Origin of the sequence: Bradyrhizobium sp. 142 (assembly GCF_023074015.1) — a bacterium.
Classification (GTDB): Bacteria; Pseudomonadota; Alphaproteobacteria; order Rhizobiales; family Xanthobacteraceae; genus Bradyrhizobium.
Genome location: NZ_JADPKQ010000011.1, coordinates 1 through 12,997 on the forward strand (window position 1 = coordinate 1; position 12,997 = coordinate 12,997).

A 12,997-nucleotide genomic window follows, 5' to 3' on the forward strand; every position below is an offset into this window, starting at 1 on the left:
CTTGGCCTCCGGCGTGATCACTGGCTCCTTGCCCGGCCGCGGTCGGTCGTCGAGTGCCGCCAGCGCGCCATAAGCGACCGCCCGCTCAACGCAGCGCTGCACCGTCTGATGATGCACGCCAAGTCTTCGTCCCACGGCAAAGAACGATGGGTTCTCGCGGTAGGCCAGCAGCATCGTGGCCCGTGACACCCGGCTCGCCGGCTCGGTTCGGGATCGCGAAAGAGCCGTCAACGCTTCAATTTCTGCCTCGCTCATCGCCAGCTCAACTGCTTGCCGCCATGTCGCCATGATAACCAATCCTCGTTCAGCCAATCTCAAACGAGGAAGCCCCCAGCATGCGTTCAGTTCCGTGAGGGCTGGTTTCATGGAATCGGTCGGCTAGTGGTGTCCGTCTTCAGTGGGAGGAGCGCCTCGCGCTCATCATCAGACCGGCCTCGTTGTCGCTGCACTCGGTGCCGCGTGCCGGCTTCGGCTCACCGTGTCACGCTCCCGCAAGCGGCGATAGAAAAAAGTCGACGCGCGCCCGATCGAAGCGCCGAATTGCGTCGTGGCGTGTCTAACCGAGATGCTGAAGCGAGCTGCGACTGGACTGCCGAATGACAAGGACGGGGCCATTGTAGAACGCCGACCCCTTTACCCCGAACGACGAAGGGCCACGAGCTTGCGCCTTTAAGGCTATCGCGGGTTGAGAATCGATCAGCCCCAATGCTCTCCACGAGATCGGGTGTCGCCACATTAGAGCGCGTCTCCACGACATCAACTGGAATGACGAGCGAAGCGAAAGATCGCGCGTAAGTGAAACAAAGCGTTCTGCTGACAACTGAGTTCTCTTAGTCATCCGGAAGAGGTGGTGCAGCTCAATCACCACTTTCTTAGGATCGATCGCAAACACCATGGGCGCATCTACGTGCGCTGAAGTCCATCTCGAACCGATGGTGTTTGCGATCGCTCGATGGGTGCGCCAAGCAAAGCTGCGCACCGGAGGGACGTCGGCGCGCGGGAAGACTCTAGCCATGTCGCTGGCGGAGAGCGCAAGTGATTGTTTTGTTTCAGACAGGGCGTTAGCGGGTACGCCTGTCGGTGCCAGACAGGGTCAGGTTTATAACAATCCGCATCCTGCCAGCTATCTAGCTCTACAGACGTGGGTTTTTGTATTCAGCCAGCGCTGGCACACTCGTTGCAGACTCCTGCGCAAGAGGCGGCTGTTAGCCCTTCATCGACATGTAGAGAGACAGGCCCCCCGATGGCGCGCGAGCGAGTAAAGAAGCGGATATGACCAATCGCTGGAGGGCGGGCATGACATCACCGAGACGCGTCTTGGTCAGCGATCCCGTCGACAAATCAACAGCGTCACACAGGGCGCTCGCAAACGCTCAGCCGAGATGAGCTACAACATCCTGATCGACCGCTGCGGTATGATCCAGAAGCCGCGAAGTTGCGACCGGTAGGACCGATCGGGGAGGTTGCACATACTGAACGCCGGATCGGAAATCCCTCGGTCTACCGGAAAAGCGCCGCTTCTTCACTTGAGACGACAATCGAAAGGAAATTTGTATGAGCCGAGCAACTACCGAAAGCGTCGCAGAGATCAAGGCGCGCAACAAGCAGCTAATCGATGAGGTGTTGAAGGTCTACCCAGAGAAGACCGCCAAAAGGCGCGCCAAGCATCTGAGTGTTCACGAGGCGGGGAAGTCGGATTGTGGCGTCAAGTCGAATATCAAGTCCATTCCGGGTGTGATGACCATCCGCGGCTGCGCCTACGCGGGCTCCAAGGGCGTGGTCTGGGGGCCGATCAAGGACATGATCCACATTAGCCACGGACCGGTCGGCTGTGGTCAGTACTCATGGGGCTCGCGGCGCAACTACTACGTCGGCACGACCGGCATCGACACGTTCGTGACACTGCAGTTCACTTCCGATTTCCAGGAAAAGGATATCGTGTTCGGCGGCGATAAAAAGGTCACCAAACTCATCGACGAGCTGCAGGAGCTGTTTCCTCTCAACAGGGGCATCACCATTCAGTCCGAATGTCCGATTGGTTTGATCGGCGACGATATCGAGGCAGTCTCCAGAGAAAAGTCAAAGGAATATGGCGGCAAAACCATCGTGCCTGTGCGGTGCGAGGGTTTTCGTGGCGTGTCACAATCGCTCGGCCATCACATCGCGAACGACGCCGTTCGAGATTGGATCTTCGACAAGAGCGCCCCAGAAGCCAGCTCTAAATTTGAGCCGACCCCATATGACGTTGCCATCATCGGCGACTACAACATCGGCGGCGACGCCTGGTCGTCACGGATCCTGCTCGAAGAAATGGGCCTGCGCGTCATCGCCCAGTGGTCCGGGGATGGATCTCTCGCTGAATTGGAGGCGACGCCGAAAGCGAAGCTCAACATATTGCATTGCTATCGCTCGATGAACTACATCTCACGGCACATGGAGGAAAAATTCGGGATTCCCTGGTGCGAGTACAACTTCTTCGGGCCTTCCAAAATCGCGGAGTCGCTGCGCAAAATTGCAAGCTTCTTCGATGATAAGATCAAGGAGGGCGCCGAGCGCGTCATCGCGAAATATCAGCCGCTGGTCGATGCGGTGACCGCGAAATACCGGCCGCGGCTCGATGGCAAGACCGTAATGCTGTTCGTCGGCGGCCTACGTCCTCGCCACGTCATCGGCGCCTATGAGGACCTCGGCATGGATGTTGTCGGCACAGGCTATGAGTTCGGTCACAACGACGACTATCAGCGCACCGCCCAGCACTACGTCAAGGACGGCACGCTGATCTACGACGATGTCACCGGCTACGAATTCGAGCGCTTTGTAGAAAAGATCCGGCCCGACCTCGTCGGCTCCGGTATCAAGGAAAAATACGTCTTCCAAAAAATGGGCGTGCCGTTCCGCCAAATGCATTCCTGGGACTACTCGGGTCCTTACCACGGTTATGACGGCTTCGCGATCTTCGCCCGAGACATGGACATGGCAATCAACTCCCCGATCTGGGGGAAGACCACCGCACCTTGGAAGGACGCTCCGCGGCCGAGCCTCATGGCGGCGGAATAGGAAAGCCGACGCCCGGGCCCTTTCTTCCACAGAGGAGGGGAAGGGCAGGAGAACGAACACAAGAACCTGAAGAGTGCCATGATGACACAGAACGCCGAACACATACTCGACCACTCTGAGCTTTTCCGGGGAGACGAATACCAGCAGATGCTGGCCAATAAGAAGGCGCTATTTGAGAATCCGCACGATCCCGCCGAAGTCGACCGTGTCGGAGAATGGTCCAAGACGCCCGAATACCGCGAGAAGAACTTCGCCCGCGAGGCGCTAACCGTTAATCCGGCGAAGGCTTGCCAGCCGCTAGGTGCGGTGTTCGCCGCGCTCGGGTTCGAGCGCACACTGCCGTTCGTCCACGGCTCCCAGGGTTGCGTCGCGTATTATCGCAGCCATTTGTCGCGGCACTTCAAGGAGCCGACCTCGTGCGTCTCCTCGTCCATGACGGAAGACGCGGCTGTGTTCGGGGGGCTCAACAACCTGACCGACGGGCTTGCCAACAGCTACAACATGTACAAGCCGAAGATGATCGCGGTCGCCACGACCTGCATGGCGGAAGTCATTGGCGACGACCTCAACGCCTTCATCAAAACATCAAAGGAAAAGGGTTCAGTCCCCGCGGACTACGACGTACCATTCGCTCACACTCCTGCATTCGTCGGTAGCCACATTACGGGCTACGACAACACGCTCAAGGGCATCCTCGAGCATTTCTGGGATGGCAAAGCCGGCACGGCGCCAAAACTCCAGCGCAAAGCGAACAACTGGATCAACTTCATCGGTGGCTTCGACGGCTACACTGTCGGAAACACCCGTGAGATAAAGCGCATCTTCGAGCTGATGGGGATCGGCTACACGATCCTCGCGGATAACAGTGATGTGTTCGATACCCCCACCGACGGCGAGTTCCGCATGTATGATGGCGGCACCACACTACAGGATGCCGCGAACGCAGTCCATGCGAAGGCAACCATTTCCATGCAGCAATACTGTACGGAGAAGACGTTGCCCTTCATCAAGGGGCACGACCAGGAGGTCGTCGCCTTCAATCACCCGCTGGGTGTCAGCGCCACGGACGATTTCCTGATGACGCTGTCGCGTATCACCAACAAGGCAATTCCAAATGCGCTGGAGCGGGAGCGCGGGCGTCTGGTAGACGCAATGGCTGACTCTAGCGCGCATGTTCACGGCAAGAAGTTCGCGATCTACGGCGATCCCGACCTCTGCTATGGCCTGGCCGCATTCTTGCTGGAGCTTGGCGCTGAGCCGACGCACGTGCTCTCGACCAACGGGAGTAAGGCCTGGGAGCAGAAGATGCAGGCGCTGTTCGCGAGCTCGCCGTTCGGTAAAAACTGCCGCGCCTTCCCGGGCAAGGATCTCTGGCACATGCGTTCGCTCCTGTTCACAGAACCAGTCGATTTCCTAATCGGTAACACCTACGGCAAGTATCTCGAGCGTGACACTGGAACGCCGCTAATCCGCATCGGGTTTCCCATCTTCGATCGCCATCATCACCATCGTTATCCAGTGTGGGGCTATCAGGGTAGCATGAATGTGCTGGTCAAGATTCTCGACAAGATCTTTGATGAGATCGATAGAAAAACCAGCTCGGTTGGCAAGACAGACTACAGCTTCGACATCATACGCTAAGGCGAGCGCCCCGCCTCATCGTCCGCTGGAACAGCGGCGCTGTGGCGGGGATCACAAGTTATCCGCCGGCCACCCTCTTGGTCTGTGCGGTGTCTTGACATCCCCGAAAGAGACACCATGAATTCGCTTCCCACGACCATGCGGGACGTCTTTAACGAACCGGGCTGCGCCAAGAACGCAAGCAAGTCGAACGTCGAGCGCAAGAATGGATGCACCAAGCAGCTGAAGCCGGGCGGCGTCGCCGGCGGGTGTGCCTTCGATGGCGCCAAAGTCGCACTGCAGCCCTTCACCGACGTCGCCCATCTTGTGCATGGTCCAATCGCCTGTGAGGGCAATTCTTGGGACAATCGCGGTTCCGCCTCCTCCGGCTCCGATCTGTGGCGCAGAAGCTTCACCACGGACATGAGCGAGACCGACATCGTGTTCGGCGGCGAGAAGCGGCTGTACAGGGCAGTCAAGGAGATCACAGAGAAATACGACCCGCAGGCCATCTTCGTCTACCAGACATGCGTGCCCGCAATGATCGGTGACGACATCGATGCGGTCTGCAAGGCGGCCTCCGCCAAATTTGGCAAACCGGTCATTCCCATTAATGCACCGGGATTTGTGGGGTCGAAGAACCTTGGCAACAAGCTCGCAGGCGAAGCACTCTTGGAGCACGTCATCGGTACCGCAGAGCCCGATTACACCACTGCCTATGACATCAACATCATCGGCGAATACAACCTGTCGGGCGAGCTCTGGCAGGTCAAGCCGCTGCTCGATGAGCTCGGAATCCGGATCCTGTCGTGCATCTCGGGTGACGGCAAGTATCGCGAGGTGGCTTATTCGCACCGAGCCAAAGCCGCGATGATGGTCTGCTCAAAGGCAATGATCAACGTCGCACGCAAGATGAGGCAGCGCTACGGCATCCCGTTTTTTGAAGGCTCGTTCTACGGTATTGAGGATTCCAGCGATTCACTACGCCAGATCGCGCGCATGCTGATCGAACGCGGCGCGCCGACTGAGCTGATGGAACGCACGCAAGCCCTGATCGCACGCGAAGAGACCAAAGCCTGGGCTGCGATTGAACGTTTCAAGCCACGCTTTGCCGCCAAGAGGGTTGTTCTCATCACCGGTGGCGTGAAATCCTGGTCGATGGTGGCCGCTTTGCAAGAGGCCGGGCTCGAGATCGTCGGCACGTCCGTGAAGAAATCGACCAAGAAGGACAAGGAACGTATCAAGGAGTTAATGGGCCAGCACGCCCACATGATCGAGGACATGTCGCCTCGCGAGATCTACAAGATGCTAAAGGACGCAAAAGCCGACATCATGCTCTCCGGCGGCAAGTCGCAATTCGTCGCACTAAAGGCGGGGACGCCGTGGCTCGATATCAACCAGGAGCGCTGCCACGCCTATATGGGCTATATCGGGATTGTCAAGCTCATGGAGGAGATCGAGAAAGCGCTCTACAACCCGATATGGGATCAACTCCGCCAAGCCGCGCCATGGGATGAGTTCGACCGAAAGCGTCAGGCAAGGACGGTTGCGCAGATGTATGCGCAAGCCGCTGATCCAGTTCGGGACGCGAGCAAGAACGACGTCAATACGATAAGTCTCTCCAATGAAAGTGAGGCCAGCGGTGGCGAGAGCGCGATTGCGGCGCATGGCCCGAACCTCGCCAGGCCCGCCAAGCCGTGCACCAATTCCACCGCACGGTGCGTTGCTTGTAAGGACATTCGTTCCGATCTGCAGCCCCCGGCGCTGCAGGCGGCGGAGTAGGGGAACGGCATGGCGATCGTCACTACGTCGAAAAAAGCCTGTTCGGTCAACCCGCTCAAAATGAGCCAGCCGATCGGCGGCTCATTTGCCTTCCTAGGCCTGCGCGGCGCGATGCCGCTTTTGCACGGCCCGCAAGGTTGCACCTCGTTCGGGCTGACGCTGTTCGTGCGCCATTTCAATGAAGCCGTGCCGATGCAGACGACCGCCATGAGCGAGGTTGCCACCGTGCTCGGTGGCCACGAGAATCTCGAACAGGCGATCCTCAACATCTACAATCGCGTCGAGCCCGAGATCATTGGCATCAATTCGACTGGCGTCACCGAGACCAACGGCGATGACGTCGAAGCATTCATCCGGTTGATCCGACAGAAGCATCCGAAGCTCGAAAAGCTCCCCCTTGTCTACGTCTCGACCCCGGATTTCAAGGATGCCTTTCAGGATGGCTGGGGCAAGACAGTGGCGCGGATGATCGAGGTGCTTGTGGCTCCCGTCGACACAGCGAGACCGCGCGATATCTCCCGCGTCAACGTGCTACCTGGTTGTCACCTCACGCCCGGCGATCTCGACGAGCTTCGCACGATTTTTGAGGATTTTGGGCTCAAACCCTCGTTCCTGCCGGACATTGCCGGTTCGCTGGACGGTCACATCCCCGACGAATTCACGCCCACCACGATCGGGGGCATTGGAGTGGACGAGATTGCGACCATGGGGCAGGTGGCCTGGACGATCGCGATCGGCGCGCAAATGCGCCGTGCGGCCGAGGCCATGCAGGTGCGGACAGGCACGCCGTTCCGTCTGTTCGAGCGGCTCTGTGGCCTTATCCCAAATGACGAATTCATCGCCTTCCTGAGCCAGATCAGCGGCCGGTCGGTGCCCTGGAAATATCGCCGGCAGCGTGGACAGCTGGCAGACGCCATGCTGGATGCACATTTCCATATCGGCGGCCGCAAGCTCGCGATCGGCGCCGAGCCGGACTTGTTATTCGATCTCTCCAGCTTGCTCCACGAGATGGGCGCACAGGTAAGTGTTGCGGTGACGACGACGAACTCACCGGTGCTCCAGCGGGTCAGGACCGAGGACGTCCTGATCGGCGATCTGGAGGATCTTGAACAGCTTGCCAGGTCGCGTGACTGCGACCTCTTGATGTCGCATTCACATGGTCGCCAGGCCGCTTCGCGACTCAATGTCCCGTTCTTCCGGGTCGGCTTTCCGATGTTCGATCGCGTTGGCGCTGCGCACCTCACGATCGCTGGCTATCGCGGCACGCGCGATCTGATCTTTGACATCGCCAATCTGATCATCACCGACCGCGAAGCCAACCATGGGCCGACGCCCGACACCTGGCGATCAACCTGCGGCGGCCCGCAGGCCCATCCGCCCCAGTTGCATTGAGCAGGGAGAGAAAACAACCCGGATGAAAGTTGCATTCGCCACTCAGGACTTGAAGCACGTCGATGCCCACTTCGGCTGGGCCAAGAACATCGCGATCTACGAGGTCGGCCCGGACGGGCATCGGTTTATTGAGGCGATCCAGTTCGACGGTGACCTCACCGAAGACGGCAATGAGGATAAGCTCGCGCCGAAGATCGAGGCGATCAGGGAGTGCGCAATCCTCTATGTTGCGGCGATTGGCGGCTCGGGTGCTGCGCGAGTCGTCGCCAGGAACATCCATCCCATGAAGGTGCTGCAGCCAGAGCCCATCCACGATCTTTGCGTCAAACTCGAAACCGTGCTGAAGGGATCGCCGCCGCCCTGGCTGCGGAAGCTGCTCACCAAAAGCCGTGAACGTACGGTGGATTTCGAAGCCTGAAGGAACAAAGATGGCCGATCCGTCTGAAGTCACTCCAGCCGCCGCCGCGGCGGAGGGGCCATTTGTGAAAGAGCTCATCAAGATCTGGCGCGCCCAGGACACCCACGGCGCCTGGGAGGGCAAAAAGGATCTCGAGCTGCTCGAACCCTACGTTCTCGACAAGCGCAAGCGCCGTGCGCTGCCGATCGTCGGCAATCCCGACCCGGACACGACATGGCGGCTGGAGCTGTTCTTCGACGCCGTTGCGCTCTCGATCGAGAAGGCGACCGGTGTGATGATCTCGCCAATGCTGAAGATGCATCACGAAGGGTTCGGTCGGATCGTGCTAATCGGCGGCCGGCTCGTTGTCGTGAGCAAGCAGCTGCGCGACGTGCATCGCTTTGGTTTCGACCATCTCTCTGATCTCGCCAATCAAGGCGACAAATTCGTCAACAGTGGCGTTGAGATGATCCGTAAGTTCCCGGAAGTGGCGAGTTGTTGAGGCAAGTGTGAGCGATATCGAAACTCTGAAAGCGGAAATAAAGAAGCTGTCGGCCAAGGCGACTCAGGCCAAGATGGACCTCCACGACCTCTCCGAGGAGCTGCCGGTCAACTGGTCGTCGATCCTGAGCGTGGCCCAGAAGGCCCACGCTGCCTTCAGCGAGCTCGAAAGCAAACGCCAATATCTCCAGGCGCTGGACAAAACATAACGGACGGTTAGCCATGTCATTCAGGACCCGCGACGGTCGCAATTGGAGGCCGGACTACCTGGTTGCTATCGATCCCAAGAAGTGCATCGGCTGCGGCCGCTGCTACAAGATCTGCGGCCGTGAGGTCATGACGCTGAAGGGGCTAAGTGAGGGTGGCGAGATCATCGATCTCGACGAGGACGACGATGAGCTCGAAAAGAAGGTCATGGTGCTGAAGGACGAAGGCGCTTGCATCGGCTGCAGCGCCTGCGCCCGGGTGTGCCCAACAAACTGTCAGACCCACACACCACCTGGTTGACTTAGCTTTCTCCGACGAGATCGACGAGCCAGTTGTCAGATACAAGCTGGTAGGGAGCGCCCAGATCCGACCTGTTCTGGCGTGAAGCCGGCAGTTTTCCGAATCGGCCACGACCTCGCATGGGCCCCGGAGGCGAAGGCCAGCAGGATCGTGAAAACGACAATGCCGACACCGTCGTTGAAGAGTGACTCGCCCTGCATCTCGACCTCGAGACTTTCAGGTGCCTTTACGTTTTGAGCGTACCCATGACCGCCACCGGATCGGTCAGGCTGATGAGCGCGCCAAACACCAGCGCCCAGGACAGCGGCAGCGACTGACCAAGGAGACCAGCGGCCTGCCAGAATAGAAAGCCAACGATAAACGTCGACGTGATCGTGGCGAAGGTGGCAAGAACGATTACGGGTACGGCGCGGCTTACCAATGTTGCGAGATCGACGTGGAGCGCTCCCGCGAAGAGCTAGAATGCTAGCATCCCGTTCATGACAACCACGTGAAGTCGATCTGGAGCACTGTCTTTGTTAGCGATTCGAACAGATGTTGTTCTGGCAACGAACGCAGAGATCCCGCGTTTACCTGACGCTTCTGGCTCGATTGCAAGGCTCGCGAATAGTGATGACGAAACAGTGGATCAGCATACCGTAAGCCCTGTGTAAAAAAGCGGGCTTCGTGCCCCAACCATTTATTGGGAACGGCGTGCGCGGATCTCATCATGGCTTGGCTGCAACAGCAGTCCACTTGCGAGAGGCCGGATATACTAAGCAACTGGAATCGTCATTCAGGAGAACTGATAAAGAAGGTGTCGCCGGTCTGACGTCTGACGACTATCCGACACTGTTCTGTCGCCTTTGTTGGTCCGCGACACCGGCCTATTTCGCCGAGCTCTTGTTTGGCCTCAGGCTGATCCGCTGAAAAGCAATCACAATCTTCTTCTTCTGCTGGGTCGCCCGAATGGCACGAGTTTTGAAACTCCTTCGTTGCGAGCCGGGAGCCGCCGACCGACCTTCATTTCGTGGATGACACCGCGATCGATGGAACGAAGAAAGAAAAGCAAAATGTCAAATCCGCATCAGATAGCATTCTATGGGAAGGGGGTCTCGGCGAAATCGCCCCCTACCAAACAGGCTCGCCGCCCGCACTACTGCATCGTCGTGGCGCTGGCCAGGCTTGAACTCAAGGTGGTGTTCGGTTCGATCTTCCAGCGCTTTCCCGCGCTGCGCCTGGCCGTGGCGCCCGAAGGAGCGAAGTTGCGCAAGGAGATCATCACTGGCGGGTTCGAGGGGTTCCCGGGGCTCTGGTGATGCTCGGACGCCGCCGGGAATCGCGATGTTCTCCGCAATTTGCCGGCGCGCCTGGCGCGCGCCGATCAGATCAGCCAGCCAACAGGTAACCAAGATGGACGTGCAAGAAACCACGGCAGCATGCCGGGACGCCTTCGCCGAACTGGCGTCGCCAGCGCGTATCCACGACCCGTATCCGTTTATGCACTGGTTGCGCGAGCACGATCCGGTGCATCGCGCGGCGTCGGGCCTCTTTCTGTTGAGCCGCCACGCCGACATCTACTGGGCGCTCACGGCCACGGGCGATGCGTTTCGGGCACCGGCGCCGGGCGAACTGGCGCGCTATTTCCCGCGTGCGGCGACCAGCCTGTCACTCAATCTGCTGGCGTCTACACTAGCGATGAAGGACCAGCCGACGCATACGCGTCTGCGCCGGCTGATCTCGCCCGATTTCACCATGCGCCAGATCGACAACCTGCGGCCGAGCATCGCGCGCATCGTCGCAGCGCGCCTGGATGGCATGGCGCCCGCGCTGGAGCGCGGGGAGGCGGTGGACCTGCATCGGGAATTCGCGCTGGCCTTGCCCATGCTGGTCTTGGCCGAACTGTTCGGCATGCCCCAGGACGACATGTTCGGGCTCGCCGCCGTCATCGACCCCATTCTGAAAGGCCTGGGCCCGCACGCCAGCGACCCCCAGCTCGCCACGGCGGACGCGGCCAGCGCCAGGGTGCAGGCCTACTTCGGCGACCTCATACAGCTTAAGCGCACCAATCCCCGCCACGACATCGTGTCGATGCTGGTCGGCGCACACGACGACGATGCCGACACGCTGTCGGATGCGGAGTTGATCAGCATGCTTTGGGGCATGCTGCTGGGCGGCTTCGCAACCACTGCTGCGACCATCGACCATGCGGTCCTGGCGATGCTGGCGTATCCCGAACAGCGGCACTGGCTTCAGGGAGACGCCGTGGGGGTGAAGGCATTCGTCGAAGAAGTCCTGCGCCGCGACTCGCCCGTCATGTTCAGCGCCACTCTGCGTATCGCCCAGCGCGACATCGAATTGGGCGGCGTGGTGATCCCGAAGAACGCGGACGTGCGCGTGCTGATCGCGGCCGGCAATCGCGACCCGGACGCCTTCGCCGATCCCGACCGTTTCGATCCCGCGCGGTTCTACGGCACCAGTCCTGGCATGTCGACCGACGGGAAGATCATGCTGAGCTTCGGCCACGGCATCCGCTTTTGCCTCGGTGCGCAACTGGCCAGGGTGCAGTTGGCCGAGAGCCTGCCGCGGATCCAGGCGCGCTTCCCCACGCTGGCATTGGCCGAGCCGCCGACGCGGGAGACCTCCGAGTTCCTTAGGACGTTCCGCGCGCTGCCGGTGCGGCTGCATGCGCAGGGGGGCTGAGATGCGCATCTTGGTCGACCAGGATCTGTGCGCAACCAGCGGGCAGTGCGTGCTGACGCTGCCGGGCACCTTTCGCCAACGCGAACCCGACGGCGTGGCCGAAGTGTGCGTGGCGACGGTCCCGCAGGCGCTGCACGCGGCCGTGCGACTCGCGGCCAGCCAGTGCCCGGTCGCCGCCATTCGGCTCATCGAAAGCGACGCTGGTGATGACGAGCGCGCCAGCGTCGACCCTGCGCCTTCTCCTGCGGGGGCCGAGCGGCATGCCGCGAAAGACCAACGCAATCCAGGAGGACACGATGGCACGGTTTGAAGGCAAGGTGGCCGTAGTGACCGGCGCCGGCATTGGCAAGGCATGCGCCCTCGCCATCGCACGCGAGGGCGGCAGAGTGGTGGTGGCCGACATTGATGGCTCGGCGGCCATCGCCTGCACCGCGCAGGTCGCGGCCGAAGCGGGCCACGCGCTGGCCCTGGCCATGGACATCGCCGATGCGCAGGCGGTGGCAGCGCTGCTCGAGACGGCGGAGCGGCACTTCGCTGGGGTCGACCTGCTGGTGGAGCGACATGCATCTGACCCCGCGCCACCGTGCGATCCTCGACCTGGACCTGGCGGTCTGGGATCAGAACATGGCGACCAATCTGCGCGGCATGCTGCTCTGCTGCCGGCAGGCCATATCGCCCGCGGCGGTGGCGCGATCGTCAACATGTCGTCGTGCCAGGGGCTCAGCGGTGACACCGCGCAGACGTCCTACGCCGCGTCGAAGGCGGCGATGAAAATGCTGTCGGCCTCGCTCGCCACCCAGTACGGTCATGCGCAGATCCGCTGCAACGCGATTGCGCCGGGTCTCGTCATGACCGAGCGTCTCCTCGCGAAGCTGGACGAGTGCATGCAACGGCATCTGCGCCGGCACCAGCTCCTGCCGCGCGTCGGCTGCCCCGATGGACGTGGCCGCGCTGGTGGCGTTCCTGCTCTACGACGATGCTGCGTTCATCACCGGCCAGGTCGTGTGCATCGACGGCGGCATGCTGGCGCATGTGCCGACGTACGCCGACGGTGGCAAC

10 protein-coding genes and 4 pseudogenes are annotated in these 12,997 nt (G+C 60.5%); 12 read left to right on the forward strand and 2 right to left on the reverse strand.

Translation table 11 applies throughout. From position 1 onward, the window contains the following. Nucleotides 1–366, reverse strand: a pseudogene (locus IVA82_RS00965) (hypothetical protein); the annotation flags it as partial. A gap of 1,188 nt (nucleotides 367–1,554) precedes the next feature. Here IVA82_RS00965 and nifD point away from each other — a divergent pair. From nifD to fdxB, 8 genes are all read left to right on the forward strand, one after another. After that, nucleotides 1,555–3,057: a nitrogenase molybdenum-iron protein alpha chain gene (gene nifD, locus IVA82_RS00970; RefSeq protein WP_247388567.1), complete on the forward strand. Its 1,503-nt coding sequence runs from the start codon at nucleotides 1,555–1,557 to the stop codon at nucleotides 3,055–3,057. An 81-nt stretch (nucleotides 3,058–3,138) separates the two neighbouring features. Then, the gene (nifK, locus tag IVA82_RS00975) at nucleotides 3,139–4,698 is read left to right on the forward strand and encodes a nitrogenase molybdenum-iron protein subunit beta (RefSeq protein ID WP_247388573.1); all 1,560 of its coding nucleotides are present in this window, start codon (nucleotides 3,139–3,141) and stop codon (nucleotides 4,696–4,698) included. A 117-nt stretch (nucleotides 4,699–4,815) separates the two neighbouring features. Then, complete coding sequence (gene nifE / locus IVA82_RS00980) at nucleotides 4,816–6,459, forward strand: nitrogenase iron-molybdenum cofactor biosynthesis protein NifE (protein WP_247388566.1); 1,644 nt, start codon at nucleotides 4,816–4,818, stop codon at nucleotides 6,457–6,459. A 9-nt stretch (nucleotides 6,460–6,468) separates the two neighbouring features. Then, entirely contained in the window at nucleotides 6,469–7,851 is a 1,383-nt protein-coding gene (gene nifN, locus IVA82_RS00985; protein ID WP_247388565.1) for a nitrogenase iron-molybdenum cofactor biosynthesis protein NifN, read from the forward strand. Nucleotides 7,852–7,873: 22 nt separating this feature from the next. Continuing rightward, nucleotides 7,874–8,269 carry a nitrogen fixation protein NifX gene (gene nifX / locus IVA82_RS00990; RefSeq protein WP_247388564.1) on the forward strand — a complete coding sequence of 132 codons (396 nt, stop codon included), beginning with the start codon at nucleotides 7,874–7,876 and terminating at the stop codon, nucleotides 8,267–8,269. Between the two features lie 10 nt (nucleotides 8,270–8,279). Beyond that, the gene (locus IVA82_RS00995) at nucleotides 8,280–8,750 is read left to right on the forward strand and encodes a NifX-associated nitrogen fixation protein (RefSeq protein WP_247388563.1); all 471 of its coding nucleotides are present in this window, start codon (nucleotides 8,280–8,282) and stop codon (nucleotides 8,748–8,750) included. Between the two features lie 7 nt (nucleotides 8,751–8,757). Then, a complete protein-coding gene (locus tag IVA82_RS01000) occupies nucleotides 8,758–8,958 on the forward strand; it encodes a CCE_0567 family metalloprotein (protein WP_247388562.1) in 201 nt (66 codons plus the stop codon). Between the two features lie 13 nt (nucleotides 8,959–8,971). Then, complete coding sequence (gene fdxB, locus IVA82_RS01005; RefSeq protein ID WP_247279041.1) at nucleotides 8,972–9,256, forward strand: ferredoxin III, nif-specific; 285 nt, start codon at nucleotides 8,972–8,974, stop codon at nucleotides 9,254–9,256. 125 nt (nucleotides 9,257–9,381) lie between these two features. Here fdxB and IVA82_RS01010 read toward each other — a convergent pair. After that, nucleotides 9,382–9,802, reverse strand: a pseudogene (locus tag IVA82_RS01010) (cation:proton antiporter); the annotation flags it as partial. A gap of 584 nt (nucleotides 9,803–10,386) precedes the next feature. Here IVA82_RS01010 and IVA82_RS01015 point away from each other — a divergent pair. From IVA82_RS01015 to IVA82_RS01030, 4 genes and pseudogenes are all read left to right on the forward strand, one after another. Continuing rightward, nucleotides 10,387–10,554, forward strand: a pseudogene (locus IVA82_RS01015) (cytochrome); the annotation flags it as partial. A gap of 94 nt (nucleotides 10,555–10,648) precedes the next feature. Next, nucleotides 10,649–11,938, forward strand: a complete 1,290-nt coding sequence (locus IVA82_RS01020) for a cytochrome P450 (RefSeq protein ID WP_247388572.1) — start codon at nucleotides 10,649–10,651, stop codon at nucleotides 11,936–11,938. Between the two features lies 1 nt (nucleotide 11,939). Further along, on the forward strand, nucleotides 11,940–12,248 hold the full coding sequence (locus tag IVA82_RS01025) for a ferredoxin (protein WP_247388561.1): 309 nt from the start codon (nucleotides 11,940–11,942) through the stop codon (nucleotides 12,246–12,248). Beyond that, nucleotides 12,235–12,795 (forward strand): annotated as a pseudogene (locus IVA82_RS01030) (SDR family NAD(P)-dependent oxidoreductase); the annotation flags it as partial. The gene IVA82_RS01025 and the pseudogene IVA82_RS01030, both read left to right, overlap by 14 nt. Between the last annotated feature and the right edge of the window lie 202 nt (nucleotides 12,796–12,997).

What these genes read in the sequence shown, in the direction of transcription:
- nifK (WP_247388573.1), top strand. Translation starts at nt 3,139, where the DNA reads ATGACACAGAACGCCGAACACATACTCGACCACTCTGAGCTTTTCCGG.
- IVA82_RS00995 (WP_247388563.1), top strand. Translation starts at nt 8,280, where the DNA reads ATGGCCGATCCGTCTGAAGTCACTCCAGCCGCCGCCGCGGCGGAGGGG.
- nifX (WP_247388564.1), top strand. Translation starts at nt 7,874, where the DNA reads ATGAAAGTTGCATTCGCCACTCAGGACTTGAAGCACGTCGATGCCCAC.
- IVA82_RS01025 (WP_247388561.1), top strand. Translation starts at nt 11,940, where the DNA reads ATGCGCATCTTGGTCGACCAGGATCTGTGCGCAACCAGCGGGCAGTGC.
- nifN (WP_247388565.1), top strand. Translation starts at nt 6,469, where the DNA reads ATGGCGATCGTCACTACGTCGAAAAAAGCCTGTTCGGTCAACCCGCTC.
- IVA82_RS01020 (WP_247388572.1), top strand. Translation starts at nt 10,649, where the DNA reads ATGGACGTGCAAGAAACCACGGCAGCATGCCGGGACGCCTTCGCCGAA.
- nifD (WP_247388567.1), top strand. Translation starts at nt 1,555, where the DNA reads ATGAGCCGAGCAACTACCGAAAGCGTCGCAGAGATCAAGGCGCGCAAC.
- fdxB (WP_247279041.1), top strand. Translation starts at nt 8,972, where the DNA reads ATGTCATTCAGGACCCGCGACGGTCGCAATTGGAGGCCGGACTACCTG.
- nifE (WP_247388566.1), top strand. Translation starts at nt 4,816, where the DNA reads ATGAATTCGCTTCCCACGACCATGCGGGACGTCTTTAACGAACCGGGC.